Raw genomic sequence first — 18,984 nt, 5'->3', positions numbered from 1 at the left:
GGTCTGGGCCGCGCCCTGGAGGGCGGGGTGGGTGCCGGCCGCGGCTCCGGCCGGGGTCCTGCCGGTGCCGAGGGCGCCGACGAGTGCGGCGGCGCCGAGGACGAGGGTGGCGGCGGAGGTGACGCCGACGACGAGGGGAGCGTCGTCGGTGAGCGTCGCCATGGCGCGGGTGCGGGCGATCCGGCGCGTGCGCTCGGGGTCGGACGGCTCGCCGGGGTGGTCCCGTTCGACCGTGGCGCGCAGGGCGCGGGCCAGCCGCCGGGCGCGCCCGGCGAGCCGTCCGCAGAGCACCAGCAGGACGAGGAGCAGCGGCGGGATGACGGACGCCTGCCAGGTGAGCATGACCGGCGGGCCCGGGATGGAGGTGCCGGTGCCGTCCAGCCAGTCGGCCACGCGCTGGCAGACCCCACCGGACATCACGCCGCCGAGCGCGCAGGCCAGCATCGCGACCGCGGGCCCGCCGAGGCCCCGCAGCACGGCGCGGGGGTCGGGGCGGGTGCGGTACAGGGCGTGCGCGGTGATGCCGAGGGCGACGACCAGCAGGCCCTGCCCCAGGGCGAGGCCGCCGAAGGTGGTGTCGCCGGCCAGCCGGCCGGCCGAGGTCCAGCCGGGCCGTGACCAGCCGGCGTACACGGCGGTGAGCAGGAGCAGCAGGAGGGCGCCGAGCGGCAGCCGCCGTACGAGATGGCGGTCCAGTTGCCGGTCGAGCAGGTGCTCGGTGCGGCCCCGGCGGCAGACGACCCAGACCACGGCGGCGGCCCAGGCGAGCAGAGCGGCCGGCAGGAGCCGGCCCAGGACGTCGAGGACCGCGGGACCGCCGGGGCGGCGGTCGAGGGCCGCCGTGGGCGCGGCGATCGCGGCGGCGACGGTGAGCAGGCCGGCGGCGGTGTGGGCGGCGCGCAGCCGGGCCACCAGGCGGCGTCCGTACCAGAAGCCGGGACGGCCCAGGGAGCCGGTGCCGGTGTCCTCCTCGGGCTCGGGTGCGCGGGACATCGGCTGCTGGGACTCGTAGGCGCTCCAGGTGCGGTGGGCCAGGTACCACAGCAATCCGGTGAGCGCTGCGGGCACCAGGGCCGCGAGGGCGAGACGGCGGCCGGGCGCGCTCCACCAGCCGCCGGCCGCGGGCGACAGGAAGCCCAGCCAGGAGTGGCGTGCGGCGCACGCACGGGTGCCCGCGCACTGCCAGGCCGTGAGGTCCAGGGCGACCTCGCAGGCGGCGGCGACGAGCAGCACGGTCAGGGTGAGGCCGGCCAGCCGTACCAGCAGGCCGTACAGACGTGTCGTGCGGGGGCGGCCGGGTGCGCCGGGGCGCATCCAGTGGGCGAGGTTGACCACCATGAACGGCAGCAGCAACAGCCACAGGGCGCGGGCGCCGTTGCCCGAGGTGAGGTTGCACCAGACGTACGCCTCGGGCACCGGCGTGCCGTGGCGCTTCCCGGGCCGCGTCTCGGCGTCGACGTCGTCGGCGCGGCGGAAGACGGCCGCGGTGTCGTCGCCGGTGATCCGCACCGTCCGCGGATCGTCCAGCATCCTCTCGGGCGTGGTGCCGCCGACACCGTGGACCAGGAGCTCCAGGGCGCATCCGGTCGCCGGCCACTGCTGTGCACGTTCCACTGTTCGCTTCCCCCGTGACGCGTCCGTGGGTGTCCGTGGGTGTGGGTCATGGGTCTGTGTCCGTGCGGACACCAGGATCGCCGCTCGTGGTCCGTGGCACACCCCCTGTCACCGGAATTTCGCCGGTACGGGTGAGGGCCGGCGCGCGGGAGGGCGAGACGAAAGCGGCATGTGCGCGTCGGGCGGGCTCCGGCGCGGCGGACGCCGCCCCATGAAAGGATGGGACCTCCGCGCGTGTCGGACGGCTTGAGGCGAAAGGAACCGGAGCCCACGTGAGTGAGAATCAGAACCTCCTCGCGGAGCAGCGGCGTGCCCTGATCGTGGACGAGGTCCGGCGCCGGGGCGGTGTCCGGGTCAACGAGCTGACCCGGAAGCTCGGCGTGTCGGACATGACGGTCCGCCGCGACCTGGACGCGCTGGCCCGCCAGGGTGTGCTGGAGAAGGTGCACGGCGGGGCGGTTCCGGTCGTGGAGGCCAGTACGCACGAGCCGGGCTTCGAGGCCAAGTCGGGTCTGGAGCCGACCGCCAAGGAGGAGATCGCGCGGGTGGCGGCCCGGCTGGTCGCGCCGGGTACGGCGATCGCCCTCTCGGGCGGCACGACGACGTACGCGCTGGCCCGCCATCTGCTGGACGTGCCCGATCTGACGGTGGTCACCAACTCGGTGCGGGTGGCGGACGTCTTCCACTCGGCGCAGCGCGGCTCCGGTCAGCGGCAGGGAGCGGCGACGGTCGTCCTGACCGGCGGGGTGCGTACGCCGTCCGACTCGCTGGTGGGGCCGGTGGCCGACCAGGCGATCGCCACGCTCCACTTCGACGTGCTGTTCCTCGGGGTGCACGGGATATCGGCCGAGGCCGGTCTGTCCACGCCGAACCTGGCGGAGGCCGAGACCAACCGGCGGCTGGTGCGGTCCGCGCGGCGTGTGGTGGTGGTCGCCGACCACACCAAGTGGGGTGTGGTGGGCCTGAGTTCCTTCGCCGCGCTGGAGCAGGTCGACACCCTGGTGACGGACGCCGGGCTGCCGGCCGAGGCGCGTGCCGAGGTCTCGGAGCATCTGCGGCTGGTGGTGGCGGGCGAGACCGAGGACGCGGCGGACACCTGAACGGACGTCGGCCACGGTGACCGCGCGCGGCCGGGCCGTGCCGCCGGTACGCCTTGAGGGAGGCCCGTCCAGGGCTCACCGTCTGCGTCCGGTGGGGATCGGCTTCGCCGGGAGCGCGCCCGTACGGCTGGTGTTCGCGCGGGAGGTCTCCGCCTCCCCCGAGCGGGTCTTCGACGCGCTCGCCGAGGACGTGCCGGGCCGGACCGAGTGGTTCTCGGCGGTGACGTATGCGCGGCCGGCCGACGGCACGGCCCCCTTCCGGCTCACCCTGAGCCTGGCCCGGCGGGGCCCCGGCCGCGCCTTCCGCGCCGCGGTGACGTCCCTGGACCACCGCCTGTCGGTCCGGTGACCCGGCCGGACCGGGCCTGGGTAAACCTGAACGGACCGCTCAGTCCGGCCACTCCCCCGTCGCCAGGAACGCCTCGATCGCCGCCGTGTACGGGGCGCTGTCCAGGCCCTGTTCGGTCAGCCAGGTGTCCGAGTAGTACTTGTCGAGGTAGCGGTCGCCCGGGTCGCACAGGAGGGTGACGACGCTGCCGCGGCGGCCTTCCCGCAGCATCTCGGCGACGATTTTCAGGGCGCTCCACAGACCGGTGCCGGTGGAGCCGCCCGCCTTGCGGCCGATGGCCCGTTCCAGGGCGCGTACGGCGGCCACGGCGGCGGCGTCCGGGACCTTCATCATGCGGTCGACGGCGCCGGGCACGAAGCTCGGTTCCATGCGCGGCCGGCCGATGCCCTCGATGCGCGAGCCGGAGTCGCAGGTGACGTCCGGATCGCCGGTGGTCCAGCCCTCGAAGAAGCAGGAGTTGTCGGGGTCGGCGACGCAGACGCGGGTGTCGTACTGCATGTAGTGGACGTAGCGCGCGATGGTCGCCGAGGTGCCGCCGGTGCCCGCCGTGGCGACGATCCAGGCCGGTTCCGGGAAGCGCTCCAACTCCATCTGCCGGAAGACGGATTCGGCGATGTTGTTGTTGCCGCGCCAGTCCGTGGCCCGCTCGGCGTAGGTGAACTGGTCCATGTAGTGGCCGCCGGTCTCGGCCGCGAGGGCGGCGGAGGCCTCGTACATCGTGCGCGGGTCGTCCACGAAGTGGCACCGCCCGCCGTGGAACTCGATCAGGCGGCACTTCTCGGCGCTCGTCGTGCGCGGCATCACCGCGATGAAGGGCACGCCGATCAGCTTCGCGAAGTACGCCTCCGAGACGGCCGTCGAGCCGCTGGAGGCCTCGATCACCGGACGGCCCGGGCGGATCCAGCCGTTGCACAGGCCGTACAGGAACAGCGAGCGCGCCAGGCGGTGCTTGAGGCTTCCGGTCGGGTGGGTCGACTCGTCCTTCAGGTACAGGTCGATGCCCCACTCCTCGGGCAGCGGGAAGCGCAGCAGGTGGGTGTCGGCCGAGCGGTTGGCGTCGGCCTGGACCTTGCGGACGGCTTCTTTCAGCCAGTCGCGGTATCCGCTGTCGCTGCGGTCGACGTCCAGGGTGTCGCTGGTCCGCCGCTGCTGGATGATGCTCACGCGAGGCTCCTTACGCTGTGCGCCGACGGCGTGTCGCGCGGCCGGGCGCCACCGATGATAGACATCTTCGAAACGCTTCTCACCTGCATAAACACACCTTTGAGGGGCTCAAAGAGACGCTGGGAGCGCGGCTCGCCGGAGCCCGCCCGGGACGCGGTGCGCGCACGGGTGGGGGCGCATTCACGCGAGTGCTCCGGACGCCGGTCGCGAGCGCGCCCCGGGCACTGGTGCTCGCTGCCGAAGGCGTGCAGACTGCACCGCGCGGGACGAAGAGGAGCCCGTGGAGTCATCTGGCCGACGACGCGCGCGAGGGGACGGGAAAGGATGGCGGAACCGGAGTTCACGGCCACGGGCGTGCGCATCGACAAGCGACTGCGCTCGCTCACCCGGGCCGGACAGGTCCGGATCAGCGACGGCAGACTGGAGTTGCTCACCAGCCACGGCAGTGAGATCGACAGCGCACCACTGGGGGCGGTGCGCGCGTTCAGGCCCTGGTACGCCCCGGACGACCGGGCGCTCGCCGACCTCGACGGCAAGCGGTACGTGCTGACCCTGGGCGACCGCGACCCCGCACCGGGCGAGCCGGGACCGCCGGCGGCCCGCCGGTTCATCGAGGCCGTACGCCGGGCGGCGGGGCGCGGCGGCTGAGCGGCGGCGAGTTGCGGGACCCCACCCCGTAGGCCACTCTGGTCTCACGTAACTCAGGGTTTACCGGCGATAACGCTGCGAACCAGCCCGCCGGCCACGACAGCAGGCGGCAGTGTCACGCAGGCGTCCTGCTGCATCCGAAACGTCGTGTTCTTCCGGACCTCAACGTCGGGGAGTCGCAGCCGTGATCAGTCACCCAAGCAGGCACTGCACGGTGGAGCTCCAAGCCCTGCCGTCGCGGATCGGCCAGGTCCGCAGAATCGTATCGGCGCACTTGCGCTACTGGCATCTGGACCCTCTGATCGACCGGGCCGCGCTCGGTGTGACGGAGCTGTTGACCAACGTCCACCAGCACGCCCAGCCGGACAAGCTGTGCACCGTGGAGCTCGAGCTGCTGCTCGACCGGCTCACGGTCTCCGTACGCGACCACGACCCGCGCCTTCCCGTGGTGGAGGACCTGGGCGAGATCGCGCCGCTGGCCACCGGGGGGCGGGGGCTCGCGATGGTGGCCGCGGTGAGCGAGAGCTGGGGCGCGCGCCCCGACGGCGAGCAGGGCAAGGTCGTCTGGTTCACCCTGCCGATCTCCGCCCCCTCGGTCTCGGTACCGGCCCGGGTACCGGCCCTCGTCACCGCGGAGAAAGCCGCCCGCCGCTTCGCCGGCTCCGCGCTCAACGGCACCCGCTCCGCCGTCCGGTCCGCCGTCGCCGGCTGACCGGACGGGGCCCGGTGTTCCCAGGGCACCGCCCCTCGCCCCTGTGCCCGGGCCGCTCAGGCCGGCGCTGACAGCGGGTCGTCCAGGACCGGCTGCCAGGCCAGTTCCGCCGCGCCGACCAGGCTGTTGTGGGCGAGGGTGCAGGGGAGGATGGGGACGCCGCCGCTCTGGCCCCACAGGCTGCGGTCGGCGACGACGGCGCGCAGGCGGTCGGGGGCGGCGCCGAGGAGGGTGCCGTGGAGGCCGCCGAGGATGATGCGGTCGGGGTTGAGGATGTTCACCAGGCCCGCCAGGCCCAGGCCGAGGCGGTCGACGAGGGCTTCGACGGCCGTGCGGACGGCCGGGTCGTCGTAGTGGTGGCGGATCAGGTCGTCGGCCTGCTGCAGCAGTGAGACCACGGGGCCCGGCTCGCGGCCGGCGGCGGTGAGGAAGGCCAGGGGATCCGCCTCGACGTCGAGGCAGCCCCGGCTGCCGCAGTGGCAGGGGCGGCCCTCGGGGTTGACGGTGAGGTGGCCGACCTCGAGCGCCAGGCCCGCACTGCCCGAGTGCAGCCGTCCGTCCAGCACCAGCGCGCCGCCCACGCCCCGGTGTCCGGTCGCCACGCACAGCAGGTCGCGGGCGCCGCGGCCGGCGCCGTGCCGGTGCTCGGCGAGCGCGGCGAGGTTGATGTCGTTGGCGGCGAACGCCGGCCCGGTGATCCCCGCCGCGCGCACGCACTCCGCGAAGAGCCGGCGCACCGGCGCACCCGGGGGCCAGGCCAGGTGGAGCGGGTTCAGGGCCAGGCCCTCCGGTTCGGCGACCGCGGAGGGCACGGCGAGCCCGGCGCCGACGCAGCGCCGGCCGGTCGTGCGCAGCAGTTCCGCGCCGGCCTCGACGACGGAGCCGAGCACCTCGCCCGGGTCGGGGTCGACGGTCTCGCAGCCGGGCGCGGTCGCCACGATACGGCCGCCGAGCCCCACCAGGGCGGCACGGAAGCCGTCGGCGTGCACCTGCGCGGCGAGGGCGACGGGCCCGTCCTCGGCGACCGAGAGGCGGTGCGAGGGGCGGCCCTGCGAGCCGGCCGCCGCGCCCGGCCGGGCGTCCACCCGGATCAGGCCCAGCGCCTCCAGTTCGGCGGCCACCGCACCGGCCGTCGCCCGGGTCACCCCCAGCTCGGCGGTGAGGACCGCGCGGGTCGGGGCGCGCCCGGTGTGCACGAGTTCCAGCGCGGGCCCGAGCGCGCCGCGCCCCCGGTCCAGCCGCGTCCTCGAGGTGCTCCCTTCCCCCGCCGCCCGGGGGTCCGCCTTGCCGCTCATGAGGGCGAGTCTCCCATGATCCGTACCTGTCGTGACCAGCGGCGCGGTCTAGAAGCCGCTCACCCTCAGGGTGATGTTCAGCCGCCCCGTCAGACCCAACTCCGGTGGGGCGGTGCCCGGATGGACCCGCGGCACGCCGTGGTGGGCGAGGCGGGACGGGCCGCCGAAGACGAACAGGTCGCCGCCGCGCAGTTCGACGTCGGTCCAGGGCCGGGTACGGGTCCCGGTGTTGCCGAAGCGGAACACGCACGTGTCGCCGAGGCTCAGCGACACCACCGGCGCGCCGGACTTCTCGTCGCTGTCGCGGTGCATGCCCATGTGGGCGTCGGCGTCGTAGAAGTTGATCAGGGCGATGTCGTACGCCGCCTCCGGGACCGCCCCGGGACCCAGCGCGTCCGTCACCGCCGCGCGTCCCAGTTCGCCCAGCCAGGCGGGGAACGGCTTGACCGGGGCGCCGTCGCCGTCGACGGCCGTGCGGGCGTAGCCGTACGGGTACCAGTGCCGGCCCAGGCAGACCTGCCGCGCGGTCATCGTCCCGCCGCCGGGGGTGCGCACCGTGCGCAGGCCGGCCGGCGGGCGGGCCCATTCCCGGCAGGCGGCGAGCAGCCGGTGCTGGCGCGCCGGATCCAGCCAGTCCGGTACGTGCACGGCTCCCGGGGCGATCCGTGCACGGCTGCGAGGGAACAGCTCGGCGTCCATGCCCCCATCCTGCCGCAGAGCCGTGAGCTGGGGCTCCGCTAACCTTGACCGGCGATGGACGACCGTATGACGACTCCCTGGGGCGAGCCGGTGCTCGCCCGGTTCCCCGAGGATCCGCGTGACCGGCTGCGGGCCTGGGACGCCTCCGACGAGTACCTGCTGCGGCACCTCGACGAGCAGGGGACGGACCTGTCCGGGACCGTCGTGGTCGTGGGCGACCGGTGGGGTGCCCTGGTCACGGCGCTGGCGGCGCACCGGCCGGTGCAGATCACCGACTCGTTCCTCGGGCAGGAGGCGACCCGCGCGAACCTCGCCCGCAACGGTGCCGGGCCCGGCGCGGTACGCCTGCTCACCACGCAGGACCCGCCGCCCGGCCGTGTCGACGTGCTGCTGGTGCGGGTGCCCAAGAGCCTCGCCCTGCTGGAGGACCAGCTGCTGCGCCTCGCCCCCTCGGTGCACGAGGGCACGGTCGTCGTCGGCACCGGGATGGTGAAGGAGATCCACACCTCGACGCTGGCGCTGTTCGAGCGGATCCTCGGCCCGACCAGGACCTCGCTCGCCCGGCGCAAGGCCCGGCTGATCCTCTGCACTCCGGACCCCGCCCTGGAGCGGCCCGCCAGTCCGTGGCCGTACAGCTACACGCTGCCCGACGGCATCGGCGCCGCGTCCGGCCGGACCGTGGTCAACCACGCGGGTGTCTTCTGCGCCGACCGGCTCGACATCGGCACCCGCTTCTTCCTGCGGCACCTCCCCGGCGGCCTGGGCGCCCGCCGGGTGGTGGACCTGGGCTGCGGCAACGGTGTCGTGGGGACGGCGCTGGCGCTGGCGAACCCGGACGCGGAGGTGCTGTTCACGGACGAGTCGTTCCAGGCCGTGGCCTCGGCGGAGGCGACGTACAAGGCGAACGGCGTACCCGGGCACGCCGAGTTCCGGGTCGGCGACGGGCTGGCCGGGGTGCCGGCGGGCAGTGTGGACCTGGTGCTCAACAACCCGCCGTTCCACTCGCACCAGGCGACGACGGACGCGACGGCCCGGCGCATGTTCGCCGGGGCGCGGCGCGCGCTGCGCCCCGGCGGCGAGCTGTGGGTGATCGGCAACCGGCACCTGGGCTACCACGTCACGCTGCGCCGGCTGTTCGGCAACAGCCGGCTCGTCGCGAGCGACCCGAAGTTCGTGGTGCTGAAGGCCGTCAAGAGGTAGCCCCCGCGCGGGGGGTGCCGATCACCCCGATGAGCCGCCGCACCTCCCCCGCCATCGCCTCTCGCCCCACGCCGAGGTACTTACGGGAGTCGACCGCCTCGGGGTGGGCGGCGAGGAAGCCACGGATCGCTCCGGTCATCGCGATGTTGAGGGCGGTGCCGATGTTGACCTTGGCGATGCCGGCGGTGACGGCGGCGGTCAGTTCACCGTCGGACACACCGGAGGAGCCGTGCAGGACGAGGGGGACGTCCAGTGCTCCGGCGAGGCGCTTGAGGAGGTCGTGGTCGAGGGCCGCGGTGCGCTCGGTCATGGCGTGGGTGTTGCCGACGGCCACGGCCAGGGCGTCCACCCCGGAGCCGGTGACGAACGCGTGCGCCTGCGCGGGGTCGGTACGTGCGCCGGGGGCGTGGGCGTCCAGCGGCGGCGCGCCGTTCTTGCCGCCAACCTCGCCCAACTCGGCCTCGATCCACAGCCCTTGGGCGTGCGCCCAGGCCGCGGCGGCGCTGGTCGCGGCGAGGTTCTCCGCGTACGGCAGACGGGAGGCGTCGTACATCACGGAGCTGAAGCCCGCGTCGGGCGCCTGACGCAGCAGGTCGTCGCTCTGTACGTGGTCGAGGTGCAACGCCACGGGTACGGCGGCCCGTTCGGCCGCGGCGGCGGCCGCGCGGGCGAGCGGCAGCAGCCGTCCGTAGCGGAACCTGACCGCGTTCTCGCTGACTTGCAGGACGACGGGCGCGCCGGCCACCTCGGCGCCGGCGACGACGGCCTCGACGTGTTCCAGCGTGATGATGTTGAAGGCGACGACGGCGGAACGCGCGGCGGCGGCGCGGGCGACCAGCTCGCCGGTGGATGCAAGCGGCACGGCCTGTCCTGACCTTTCCGGGGGTTTACGGCGCGAGGATCACCGAGCGGGTGAGGTGGCGGGGGCGGTCCGGGTCCAGGCCGCGGGCCCGGGCGACGGCGACCGCGAGGCGCTGGGCGCGGACCAGTTCGGCGAGCGGGTCGAGTGCGCTCTCGATCCACGATCCGCCCGTGGCCCGTACCTGTCCGGCCAGTCCGTGCGGGGCGCTGCCGAGCATCCAGGTGGCCGTGCCCTCGGTGGTGACGCTGATGGGGCCGTGGCGGTACTCCATCGCCGGATAGGCCTCGGCCCAGGACAGCGAGGCCTCGCGCATCTTCAGGGCGGCCTCGTTGGCGAGGCCGACGGTCCAGCCCCGGCCCAGGAAGGTGAACTGCGCGCGGTCGACGAGCCGTTCGGGCAGCGGAGCGGACAGCGCCGTGCCGGCGTCGACGACGACGTCGTCGCTGTGCAGTCCGAGGTGGGCGCGCAGCAGGGTGAGGGCGGTGGTCGCGAACCGGGTCTGCACCACGGAGCGTTCGTCGGCGAAGTCGAGCACGACGGCCTCGTCGGCGGCGTCCATGACGGGGGTGCCGGGGTCGGCGGTGACGGCCGTGGTGGGCGTGCGTCCCTTCAACTCCGTGAGCACCTCGAGCACTTCGGTGGTGGTTCCGGAGCGGGTGAGGGCGAGGACCCGGTCGTAGGAGCGGCCGTGGGGGAACTCGGAGGCGGCGAAGGCGTCGGTCTCCCCCTGCCCCGAGCCCTCGCGCAGCGCGGCGGCGGCCTGGGCCATGAAGTACGACGTGCCGCAGCCGACGATCGCGACCCGCTCGCCCGGCGCGGGCAGCGCCCGGCCGTGGGCGGCGGCGTCGTGGGCGACGCGGGCCCAGCACTCGGGCTGGCTGGTCAGCTCGTCCTCGACATGGCTCATGACCCGTCCTCCTGTATCTGCTTGTTCTTGCAAGATAGTGCCAGCTTTCGAGCAACTTCAATCATTCGTCCGGGTGGCGGGTGCGTTAGGGTCGCGGGGGATCGAGAAACGGAGGCCGCCGATGTCGCGCGACGCGCGCTGGAAGGCGCTGCTGGAGCTGCTCGTCGAGCGGGGCCGGCTGGACGTCGAGGAGGCGGCGGCCGAGCTGCGGGTGTCGGCCGCGACGATCCGGCGGGACTTCGACCGGCTCGCCGAGCAGCAGATGCTCGTCCGCACCCGGGGCGGCGCGGTCGTGCACGGTGTCTCCTACGAGCTGCCGCTGCGCTACAAGACGGCCCGGCACGCCTCCGAGAAGCAGCGGATCGCGAAGGCGGTCGCGGACCTCGTGGCGCCCGGCGAGGCGGTGGGGCTGACGGGCGGCACCACCACCACGGAGGTGGCCCGCGCCCTGGCGGTGCGCAGCGACCTCGCCTCCGGTTCACCCGCGCTGACCGTGGTGACCAACGCGCTCAACATCGCCAACGAGCTCGCCGTACGGCCCCAGTTCAAGATCGTGCTGACCGGCGGGGTCGCGCGTCCGCAGTCGTACGAGCTGATCGGCCCGCTGGCGGACGGGGTGCTGAGCCAGATCACGCTCGACGTGGCGGTGCTCGGGGTGGTCGCCCTCGACGTCACGCACGGCGCGGCGGCCCACGACGAGGCCGAGGCCGCCGTCAACCGGCTGCTGTGCGAGCGCGCCGAACGCGTCGTCGTGGCCGCCGACTCCAGCAAGCTGGGCCGGCGTGCCTTCGCCCGCATCTGCCCGACCGGGTCGCTGGACACGCTGGTCACGGACACGGCGGCGGGGCAGGAGACGGTGCGCGGGTTCGAGGAGGCGGGGGTGCGGGTCATCACCGTCTGACGACGTCCGCCCCCTGCCGTCAGGTGCGCAGGAAGCCCACACCGCGGCCGTCGTTGCAGCCGCGGGAGGCGGGCAGGCCGTCGTCCGGCAGGCCCTGATGGGCCTGGAGCGCGACGCTCATCAGGCTCACGAGGAGATCCGCGTCGGCCGAGGCGTCGAGGCGGATCGTCACCCAGGGGGAACCCGGCACGACGCGGACCGCGGCGAAGCGCCGCAGGTCGCCCGTCATGCGGCGGACGGCCGGTGCGGTCAGGTGGAGGTCGACGTCCCGGTCGGAGCGGAAGTGCGCGATCTCGCCCTGCGCCGAGCTGAGCGCCTGCCCGGTGCCGCAGCTCGGCGCCGCCTCCGTCAGATCGGGCCAGGTGGCCAGGTGGGCGAGGGCGCGCGCGGCGAGCGTCATGGTCCCATCACGGCGCGCTCACCGCACGGCAACCGGCGCGTGGGCGGGCCTTGACCGATCCGTGTCCGAAGGGGCGCGGCACCGGGCGCGGGAGGGGTGAGCGGGTACGCGGGCGTACGACCCTGCTCGCGACCGTCTGAAGTGCTCGGCTTTCCTCTCTCCGTGCTTCCGGAAGCCGCTGATCGCGTCTGGGGGCACACTGGAAGCAGGGCCGTCGGTGCTCACGAGGGGGTGTCGAAGGTGACACGTCGTGCGGGAGTGTGGCTGTGGCGGTGGCGGCGGAATCCGCTCAGGCGGACCAGTGACGTCGTGGAGGCGTGGATCCTGCTCGTCGCCTGGGTCCTCGCCATGGCCGGCGGTGTGCTGGCGGGAGTGCTGACGGCGGGCGCGATGCAGCGGAACGCGGACCGGGTCCGTGCCGAGACCCGCCCGCTGTCCGCCGTGCTGACCCAGGACGCGACCCACGGGGCGGCCCGGCCGACGAGCGGCGCCCTGGTGTGGGGGACGGTCCGCTGGACGGATCCGGACGGCTCGGTGCACACGGGCCGGACCAGGGTCCCGGTCTCCGCGACGCCCGGCACCCACGTCACGGTGTGGACCAACGGGCACGGCGTCCTGACCTCCCCGCCCGCCTCGCGGGCCGACAGCGCGTTCCAGTCGACCCTGGGCGGGCTGTGGGCGGGCACGGCCGCCGCGGGCGTGGTCATCGGCGGCGCCAAGCTGGTACGGACCCGGCTCGACCGCCGCCGCTTCGACCAGTGGGACAAGGAGTGGGCACGCGTGGACACGCCCTGGGGCTGGAAGACCGGCTGACGGCGGCTCCGGACCCCGTTCTCCGGAACCGACCGCCGTACACTTTGAGCCCGAACGACCAGGCGGGCGGCATCGGCCTGCCTGGTACCGGCGATCAGCGAGGGGGAGTGCCCGTGCCCGGCCAGCGTTCCATCACCGAGGCGGAGAAGCTCGCACAGGCCAAGCTCGGCGGCATCCGTGTGCGCCGGGAGCAGATGGCGGCGGTGGCGAACATCTACCGGGCCGCCTCCGCGGTCCGCCAGCACCTGGAGAACTCGGTGCTGCGCGGCTCGGACCTGACCTGGACCGCGTTCGTCGTGCTGTGGGTGGTCTGGGTCTGGGGCGAGTCGGAGACCCGGCACGTCGCCGAGGAGGCCGGCATCTCCAAGGGCACCCTGACGGGAGTCTCCCGCACGCTGGAGTCGCGTGGGCTGCTGCGGCGTACCGGCCATCCCACCGACGGCAGGCTCGTGCTGCTGGCGCTCACCGACGAGGGCGAGGACTTCATGGGCCGGGTCTTTCCGTCGTTCAACGAGGAAGAGGCCTTCGTCACCTCGCAGTTGAGCAGTGAGGAGTGCCGGGATCTCGCGGAGATGCTGCGGCGGGTGGTCCTGCAGGTCGAGGAGCACGGCGAGGACCGCCGCCGGTCGCTGCTGGGCGGCGCGGACCCGGCGCCGCGCCGCAGCGGGCGTCGCGCCAGGGGGTGAGCCGGCGGACTCAGCGGATCCGGGGCGACCGTGCCGCCTCCACCAGCGCGTCGAACAGGCGCTGCTGCACCGGATCCTCGTGTGCGGTGTCCTCGGGGTGCCACTGCACGGCCGCGAACCAGCCCGCGCCGCCGGCGCGTTCCACTCCCTCGATCGTGCCGTCGGCGGCCCGTGCGGTGACCGTCAGGCCCTCGCCGAGCCGGTCGATGTGCTGGTGGTGGTAGCAGGAGGCCTCGGCCTTGTCGGCGCGGGTGACCTCCGCCAGGACCGAACCGGGGGCGAGGCAGACGGGGTGCCGGACGTGCCGGTGGTCCTGTCCGGGACCGCCCATGTCCTGGTGCAGGGTGCCGCCCAGCGCGGTGTTGACCACCTGCAGACCGCGGCAGATCGCCAGCAGCGGCAGCCCCGACTCCAGAGTCCGGCGGGCCACCTCCAGGTCGAAGTCGTCCTGGAGGTCGTCGACGCCGTAGACGCTGTCGTGGGCGTCGGCGGCGCCGTACCGGTGCGGGGCGAGGTCGCCGCCGCCGGGCAGCAGGATGCCGTCGAAGCGGGCGAGCCGCTCGGCGACGTCGTGCTCGGCGGGGTCCACCGGGTGGATGCTCGCCGGTTCGCCGCCGGCCCGCCACACCGCCTCGACGAGGGCGCGCGCGTTGACCTCGGCGGTGTAGCGCAGGGCCGAGGTGGTGGCGGAGAAGCGGGCGGGAATCGCGATCAGGGGGCGGGGGGCTCGGCTCACAGCTGGATCCAGGTGGTCTTCAGTTCGGTGTACTTCTCCAGGGCGTGGACGGACTTGTCCCGGCCGTTGCCCGACTGCTTCATGCCGCCGAAGGGCACGGTGAGGTCGCCCTCCTCGTAGCAGTTGACCCAGACGGTGCCGGCCTTCAGCGCCCGGGAGACGCGGTGGGCGGTGGACAGGTCGGAGGTCCACAGGCCGGCGGCGAGGCCGTACTCGGTGGCGTTGGCGAGTTCGACCGCCTCGTCGATCCCGTCGAAGGGGAGCACGGACAGGACCGGGCCGAAGATCTCCTCGCGGGCGAGCCGGCTGCCCCGGCCGACGCGGTCGAAGACGGTCGGCTGGAGGTAGACGCCACCGGTCTCCGTCAGGGTCCGCTCCCCGCCGGTGCGCAGGCGGGCCCCGTCGTCGGCGCCCCGCCGGACGTGGTCGAGCACGCGGCCGAGGTGGGCCTCGCCGACCAGGGCGCCCATCTCGGTGGCCGGGTCGAGGGGGTCGCCGACGCGCAGCTCGCGCGCCCGCGCCACGACCGCCTCGGTGACCTCCTCGGCGATCGAGGAGTGCACCAGCAGCCGGGAGGGCGCGGTGCACATCTCGCCCTGGTTGAAGAAGATGCCCCAGGCGGCGGTGGCGGCGGCCTTCGCCAGGTCGGGGGCGTCGGGCAGGACGATGTTCGGCGACTTGCCGCCCAGCTCCAGCCAGACCCGCTTGAGGTTGGAGTCGGCGGAGTAGCGCAGGAAGTGCCGGCCGACGGCCGTGGAGCCGGTGAACGCCAGCACGTCGACGTCGGGGTGGAGGCCGAGGGCCCGTCCGGCCACCGGCCCGTCGCCGTTCACCACGTTGAGCGCACCCGGCGGCAGGCCGGCCTCGGTGGCGATCCGGACGAGCAGCAGCGCGGACAGCGGCGAGTTCTCCGAGGGCTTCAGTACGACGGTGCAGCCGGCCGCCAGCGCGGGGGCGACCTTCCAGCCGGCGAGCGTGAGGGGGAAGTTCCAGGGCACCACGGCGCCGACGACTCCGGCCGGCTCGCGGGTGACCAGGGCGAGCGCGTCCGGTGCGGTGTGCGGCGACTCGTCGGTGAGCTTGTCGGCGAGCTGCCCGTACCAGCGGAAGGTGTTGATCAGGGCGCGCAGTTCGATGTCGTGCGCGTCGGTGATCGGCTTGCCCATCTCCAGGGTCACGGCGAGGGCGAGCTCCGCCCGCCGTTCCTGGAGCAGGTCGGCGATGCGCAGGAGGACACGGCCGCGGTCGGCGGGCGCCAACCGGGGCCACGGTCCGCTGTCGAAGGCACGGCGGGCGGCGGCCACGGCGGCGTCGACCTCGGCGGTGCCGGCGTCGGCGGCCTCGGTCAGCACCTGGCCGTCCCGGGGCGAGACGACGGAGAAGGCGGCGCCCCCGCCGGCTTCCTCGATGCCGTCGATGTGGTGCGCGCGAGGCGGTTCGAACGCCTTCGCGCGACGGAGCCACTCGTCGTGGGTGACAGCGGACATGCGGTCCTCCAGACCACGTTGATCGTTCAGTCGTTCCAGGGCGGGCAGAGGGGTTACGGCGCCGCCCGGCGCCGCCTGACCCGTTCGTTCGCCGCGCCCAGCACCAGCACCAGCGGCACCAGGAGGGTGAGGCCCACAGCCGTGCCGGCCGAGCCGCCGATGAGGGTGGTGAAGTTGGCCAGGATCAGCCAGATGGCGCCCGCCAGCCCGAGCATGCCCAGCACCGGGGCGATGAGGGTGTTCCACATCCGGCTGTCCAGGCGCTCACGGCGGAAGAAGACGACCACCGACACCGAGGTCAGCAGGTACAGCAGCATCATCGCCAGGACGGCCACCCCGCTGAACCAGGAGAAGAGGGTCAGCACCGGGTCCTTGCCGGTCAGCGCGAAGGGGACGACCAGGGCCAGCGCGATCACGGTCTGCACCCAGCCGGCGACCGAGGGCGCGTGGCGGTCGTTGAGCCGGCACAGGCCCTGCGGCAGCAGGCCGTCGCGACCGAGCGAGAACAGGTAGCGGTTGGCGGAGTTGTGGAAGGTGAGGATGCCCGCGAACAGGGAGGTGGCGAGCAGGATCGGCAGCACCTGGTTCACCCAGCCGCCGAACTCCGCGGCGATCGGCGCGAAGACGAAGCCGGTGGAGTCCCCGCTCGCCAGCGCCTTGCCCGCGGCCGCCGACGCCTTGGAGGCGCCGTAGGAGGAGATCAGCATCCAGGAGGTCAGTGCGAAGAAGCCGGTGACCACGAGCACGGACAGGTAGGTGGCCCGCGGGACGGTCCTGCTCGGGTTGCGCGCCTCCTCGCCGTAGATGGCGGTGGCCTCGAAGCCGAACATGGACGCGACGGCGAACATCACGGCGACACCGGGCGCGCCCTGCAGCGCCGCGGACGGCGAGAAGCTGTGGGCCACGCCGAGCCCCTCGGGGCCGCCGCCCTTGAACAGGGTGATCAGGCCGAACACCAGCAGGATGCTGAACTCGGCCGTGACGAAGACGGCCAGCACGCGGGCGCCCATCTCGATGCCGGCGGCGCCGAGCACCTTCACCAGGGCCATGGTGGCCAGCGCCCAGACCCACCACGGCAGGTCCAGACCGGCGTGCTGGGCGACCAGGCCGCTGACGATCGAGCCGTAGAGCCCGTACATGGCCGCCTGGATGACGCAGTAGGAGAACAGCGCGAGGCCCGCGCTGCCCGCTCCGGCGGTACGGCCGAGCCCCCTGCCGATGTAGGTGTAGAAGGCGCCGGCGTCGACGACGTGCCGCCCCATGGCGACGAAGCCGACCGAGAACAGCAGGATCATGGCGCCCGCCAGCACGTAGGCGGCGGGGGTGCCGGCTCCGTTGCCGATGGCGACGGAGATCGGGGCCGCCCCGGCGATGCCGGTCAGGGGGGCCTGCGCGGAAAGGACGAAGAAGAGGATGCCCAAAACGCCCAGCGCATTGGGCTTGAGCGTGGCTGCGGTGGATGTGTCCCGCACGGTCCGCTCCGGGGCGGCCGTCTGACTGTCCACTCGGATCACCTGCCAGAAAAGGGATGGGTCGTTTCAGGCCAAACGAGTTGCCCCATCGTGCGGGCGCACCTATCCGTTTGACAAGAGGTCGAGGGCGGGGAATCCGCGTGGATCACCGATTCTTACGCCGCCGTGACCTGGGGCCCGGAGCCACGCTCGGTCCAGCGTACGGCTCAGGCGCCGTCCGGCTCCTCGGCGAGCTGCTGGATCATGGTGCGCAGCCGGGCGAGGGCCTCCTCGGTGACCTCGGGCTCGCCGAAGACGAGCTGGTGCAGCACCAGGCCCTCCAGGGCCGCGAAGATCAGCCGGTAAAGACCCCGGTCGACCGGCCGGCCCAGCATCTGGGACAGCTCCCGCCGGGCGGCGTCGAAGTACTCCTCGTACAGGCCGCGCAGGTGCGGCATGAGCTCGGAGCGGCGGCGCGCCTCCAGCATCAGCTCGTACTGGAAGGCCTGCAGGTCCGGGCCGGACTCCACCATGTCCGCCAGACCGGCGGAGAAGTCGGCCACACTGCCCGTGCCGGGCTCGAGCGCGCTGCTGTTCATGGAGGAGCGCACGGCGTGGGCGAGCGCCTCCTCGATCAGCGCGTCGCGCGAGCCGAAGTGGTGCACGACGAGCCCGTGGGTGACCCCGGCCTCCTCGGCCACGGCCCGGTAGGTGAGCCTGCGCAGCCCGCCCCGGGCCACCACGCGGACGGCCGCGTCGAGCAGGGCGTCCCGGCCGGCCCCGTAGTTCCGCACGCGCTTGCGCGGACGCCGCCCACGGCCGACCCCGCCCGGCCCTGCGGTCTCAGCGGACGCGGTGCGCCCCCCGGACCCGGCGGCCTCGGCGGCTCCAGGTCCAGCGGACACGGCGGCTCCGGCGGACGCGGACGCCACGGCCTCGGGGACCGTACGCCCCGCGGCTCCGGCGCCCCCCGCAGACCCGGCGGACTCCGCCGAAGCGGAAGTCCCACCGGACCCTGCGGGCTCCGCGGGCGCGGCGGAGTCCGCGGGGTCCACGGACGCGGCGGGCTCGGCGGGATCGGTCATGGTGCCGACCCTACCCACACCGCCCCGCTCAGCGACGCGGCGACCTGATGCCACGGAATTCCCAGTCGCCGCCGAGCGCGGTGGACAGGACCTCCTCGGACTCGGTGGGCTGGGCCCCCACGTCGGTCCGGATCGGGGTCGGGCCGGTGACGACGTGGTTGGTGAGCCGGCCCAGTCCCTCGACCTCCACCTCGACCACGTCGCCCGGCTTGACCGGGCGGGAGTTGGCGGGGGTGCCGGAGAGCAGCACGTCACCGGGGTAGAGGGTGATGGTGCGGGCGATGTCGGCGACCAGGTAGTGCATGTCCCAGGTCATCTCGTCGGTCGAGCCGTCCTGGACGACCTCGCCGTTGACGTAGGTCCGCAGCTTCTTGCCCCGGAAGTCCCAGTCGGTGACCAGGCCGGGGCCGAGCGGGCAGAGGGTGTCGGAGCCCTTGACGCGCAGCATGGAGCCGGCGTCGGTGTCACGGAAGTCGTGCAGGCCGTAGTCGTTGGCGACCGTGTATCCCGCGATGTACTCCCCCGCCTCGGCCGGGGAGATGTTGCGCGCCGTCTTCCCGATGACGATGGCGACCTCGCCCTCGTAGTTCAGCCACTCGCAGCCCTCGGGGCGCACGATCGCGCCCTTGTGGGAGTTGAGCGAGGAGGTCGGCTTGTGGAAGTACGTCGGGGTGTCGGGCAGGTCGATCTGGAACTCGTCGACCCGGCTGCGGTGGTTGAGGTGGACGGCGATCACCTTGGAGGGGACCACCGGGGGCAGGTGCTGCGCGTCGTCGATCCTGACGCGGCGGCCGTCCCCGGCGACCAGCTCGTCCCCGTCGACGGTGACCTGGACGGCGGCACCGTCGAGGAGGATGCGGCGGTACTCGGGCATG

At 73.8% G+C, this 18,984-nt stretch carries 20 protein-coding genes; 8 read left to right on the top strand and 12 right to left on the bottom strand.

What is annotated here, in order from left to right; all coding sequences use genetic code 11:
* Positions 1-1,614, bottom strand: a 1,614-nt coding sequence (locus tag C1I97_RS02830) for a hypothetical protein (protein ID WP_111001633.1), incomplete at its 3' end; no start/stop codon positions are given.
* A 272-nt stretch (positions 1,615-1,886) separates the two neighbouring features.
* Between C1I97_RS02830 and C1I97_RS02825 the strand changes: the two genes are divergently transcribed.
* Positions 1,887-2,714 carry a DeoR/GlpR family DNA-binding transcription regulator gene (locus C1I97_RS02825; protein WP_111001632.1) on the top strand — a complete coding sequence of 276 codons (828 nt, stop codon included), beginning with the start codon at positions 1,887-1,889 and terminating at the stop codon, positions 2,712-2,714.
* A gap of 91 nt (positions 2,715-2,805) precedes the next feature.
* Complete coding sequence (locus C1I97_RS02820; RefSeq protein ID WP_258382392.1) at positions 2,806-3,063, top strand: hypothetical protein; 258 nt, start codon at positions 2,806-2,808, stop codon at positions 3,061-3,063.
* Positions 3,064-3,102: 39 nt separating this feature from the next.
* Here the strand turns inward: C1I97_RS02820 and C1I97_RS02815 are convergent, their stop codons facing one another.
* Positions 3,103-4,227 carry a PLP-dependent cysteine synthase family protein gene (locus C1I97_RS02815; protein ID WP_111001631.1) on the bottom strand — a complete coding sequence of 375 codons (1,125 nt, stop codon included), beginning with the start codon at positions 4,225-4,227 and terminating at the stop codon, positions 3,103-3,105.
* 324 nt (positions 4,228-4,551) lie between these two features.
* Here C1I97_RS02815 and C1I97_RS02810 point away from each other — a divergent pair, with 324 nt between their 5' ends.
* Entirely contained in the window at positions 4,552-4,875 is a 324-nt protein-coding gene (locus tag C1I97_RS02810; protein WP_111001630.1) for a hypothetical protein, read from the top strand.
* Positions 4,876-5,059: 184 nt separating this feature from the next.
* The gene (locus tag C1I97_RS02805; RefSeq protein ID WP_111001629.1) at positions 5,060-5,587 is read left to right on the top strand and encodes an ATP-binding protein; all 528 of its coding nucleotides are present in this window, start codon (positions 5,060-5,062) and stop codon (positions 5,585-5,587) included.
* Positions 5,588-5,643: 56 nt separating this feature from the next.
* Here C1I97_RS02805 and C1I97_RS02800 read toward each other — a convergent pair whose 3' ends face one another.
* Together C1I97_RS02800 and C1I97_RS02795 are read right to left on the bottom strand one after the other, a co-directional pair.
* Positions 5,644-6,882 (bottom strand): ROK family protein, encoded by a 1,239-nt coding sequence (locus tag C1I97_RS02800; protein WP_111001628.1) that lies wholly within the window; start codon positions 6,880-6,882, stop codon positions 5,644-5,646.
* Between the two features lie 48 nt (positions 6,883-6,930).
* Positions 6,931-7,581, bottom strand: coding sequence for an alpha-ketoglutarate-dependent dioxygenase AlkB family protein (locus C1I97_RS02795; protein WP_111001627.1), 651 nt, complete (start codon positions 7,579-7,581; stop codon positions 6,931-6,933).
* Positions 7,582-7,647: 66 nt separating this feature from the next.
* Here C1I97_RS02795 and C1I97_RS02790 point away from each other — a divergent pair, with 66 nt between their 5' ends.
* Positions 7,648-8,781, top strand: coding sequence for a methyltransferase (locus C1I97_RS02790; protein WP_111001626.1), 1,134 nt, complete (start codon positions 7,648-7,650; stop codon positions 8,779-8,781).
* Here the strand turns inward: C1I97_RS02790 and C1I97_RS02785 are convergent.
* Complete coding sequence (locus C1I97_RS02785) at positions 8,771-9,643, bottom strand: class II fructose-bisphosphate aldolase (protein ID WP_111001625.1); 873 nt, start codon at positions 9,641-9,643, stop codon at positions 8,771-8,773. The two genes, C1I97_RS02790 and C1I97_RS02785, sit on opposite strands and share 11 nt — an antisense overlap.
* A gap of 25 nt (positions 9,644-9,668) precedes the next feature.
* The gene (locus C1I97_RS02780; RefSeq protein ID WP_111001624.1) at positions 9,669-10,550 is read right to left on the bottom strand and encodes an SIS domain-containing protein; all 882 of its coding nucleotides are present in this window, start codon (positions 10,548-10,550) and stop codon (positions 9,669-9,671) included.
* A gap of 121 nt (positions 10,551-10,671) precedes the next feature.
* On the opposite strand from C1I97_RS02780, the gene C1I97_RS02775 reads away from it, so the two are divergent.
* Entirely contained in the window at positions 10,672-11,451 is a 780-nt protein-coding gene (locus C1I97_RS02775; protein ID WP_111001623.1) for a DeoR/GlpR family DNA-binding transcription regulator, read from the top strand.
* Between the two features lie 19 nt (positions 11,452-11,470).
* On the opposite strand, the gene C1I97_RS02770 is transcribed toward C1I97_RS02775, so the two are convergent.
* Positions 11,471-11,851 (bottom strand): luciferase domain-containing protein, encoded by a 381-nt coding sequence (locus C1I97_RS02770; RefSeq protein WP_181446530.1) that lies wholly within the window; start codon positions 11,849-11,851, stop codon positions 11,471-11,473.
* Positions 11,852-12,091: 240 nt separating this feature from the next.
* Between C1I97_RS02770 and C1I97_RS02765 the strand changes: the two genes are divergently transcribed.
* Positions 12,092-12,664, top strand: a complete 573-nt coding sequence (locus C1I97_RS02765; protein WP_258382391.1) for an Rv1733c family protein — start codon at positions 12,092-12,094, stop codon at positions 12,662-12,664.
* Between the two features lie 113 nt (positions 12,665-12,777).
* A complete protein-coding gene (locus C1I97_RS02760; RefSeq protein WP_111001621.1) occupies positions 12,778-13,350 on the top strand; it encodes a MarR family winged helix-turn-helix transcriptional regulator in 573 nt (190 codons plus the stop codon).
* 10 nt (positions 13,351-13,360) lie between these two features.
* Here C1I97_RS02760 and C1I97_RS02755 read toward each other — a convergent pair whose 3' ends face one another.
* The 5 genes from C1I97_RS02755 to C1I97_RS02735 all read right to left on the bottom strand — a co-directional run bounded on the left by C1I97_RS02755 (position 13,361) and on the right by C1I97_RS02735 (position 18,983).
* Positions 13,361-14,086 (bottom strand): gamma-glutamyl-gamma-aminobutyrate hydrolase family protein, encoded by a 726-nt coding sequence (locus tag C1I97_RS02755; RefSeq protein ID WP_111001620.1) that lies wholly within the window; start codon positions 14,084-14,086, stop codon positions 13,361-13,363.
* Complete coding sequence (locus C1I97_RS02750) at positions 14,083-15,573, bottom strand: aldehyde dehydrogenase (RefSeq protein WP_111001619.1); 1,491 nt, start codon at positions 15,571-15,573, stop codon at positions 14,083-14,085. Before C1I97_RS02750 ends, C1I97_RS02755 begins: the two co-directional genes overlap by 4 nt.
* Positions 15,574-15,626: 53 nt before the next feature.
* Positions 15,627-17,078, bottom strand: coding sequence for an APC family permease (locus tag C1I97_RS02745; protein WP_111001618.1), 1,452 nt, complete (start codon positions 17,076-17,078; stop codon positions 15,627-15,629).
* Positions 17,079-17,251: 173 nt separating this feature from the next.
* Positions 17,252-17,818 carry a TetR/AcrR family transcriptional regulator gene (locus C1I97_RS02740; RefSeq protein WP_258382390.1) on the bottom strand — a complete coding sequence of 189 codons (567 nt, stop codon included), beginning with the start codon at positions 17,816-17,818 and terminating at the stop codon, positions 17,252-17,254.
* A gap of 319 nt (positions 17,819-18,137) precedes the next feature.
* Positions 18,138-18,983: a fumarylacetoacetate hydrolase family protein gene (locus tag C1I97_RS02735; protein ID WP_111001617.1), complete on the bottom strand. Its 846-nt coding sequence runs from the start codon at positions 18,981-18,983 to the stop codon at positions 18,138-18,140.
* Position 18,984 lies beyond the last annotated feature (1 nt).

Source organism: Streptomyces sp. NTH33 (assembly GCF_003236365.1).
Taxonomy (GTDB): domain Bacteria; phylum Actinomycetota; class Actinomycetes; order Streptomycetales; family Streptomycetaceae; genus Streptomyces.
The sequence above is the reverse complement of the archived record's forward strand: the minus strand, read 5'-3'. Positions and strand labels throughout refer to the sequence as shown.

What these genes read in the sequence shown, in the direction of transcription:
- C1I97_RS02810 (WP_111001630.1), top strand. Translation starts at nt 4,552, where the DNA reads ATGGCGGAACCGGAGTTCACGGCCACGGGCGTGCGCATCGACAAGCGA.
- C1I97_RS02800 (WP_111001628.1), bottom strand. Translation starts at nt 6,882, where the DNA reads ATGAGCGGCAAGGCGGACCCCCGGGCGGCGGGGGAAGGGAGCACCTCG.
- C1I97_RS02795 (WP_111001627.1), bottom strand. Translation starts at nt 7,581, where the DNA reads ATGGACGCCGAGCTGTTCCCTCGCAGCCGTGCACGGATCGCCCCGGGA.
- C1I97_RS02790 (WP_111001626.1), top strand. Translation starts at nt 7,648, where the DNA reads ATGACGACTCCCTGGGGCGAGCCGGTGCTCGCCCGGTTCCCCGAGGAT.
- C1I97_RS02780 (WP_111001624.1), bottom strand. Translation starts at nt 10,550, where the DNA reads ATGAGCCATGTCGAGGACGAGCTGACCAGCCAGCCCGAGTGCTGGGCC.
- C1I97_RS02775 (WP_111001623.1), top strand. Translation starts at nt 10,672, where the DNA reads ATGTCGCGCGACGCGCGCTGGAAGGCGCTGCTGGAGCTGCTCGTCGAG.
- C1I97_RS02770 (WP_181446530.1), bottom strand. Translation starts at nt 11,851, where the DNA reads ATGACGCTCGCCGCGCGCGCCCTCGCCCACCTGGCCACCTGGCCCGAT.
- C1I97_RS02750 (WP_111001619.1), bottom strand. Translation starts at nt 15,573, where the DNA reads ATGTCCGCTGTCACCCACGACGAGTGGCTCCGTCGCGCGAAGGCGTTC.
- C1I97_RS02735 (WP_111001617.1), bottom strand. Translation starts at nt 18,983, where the DNA reads ATGCCCGAGTACCGCCGCATCCTCCTCGACGGTGCCGCCGTCCAGGTC.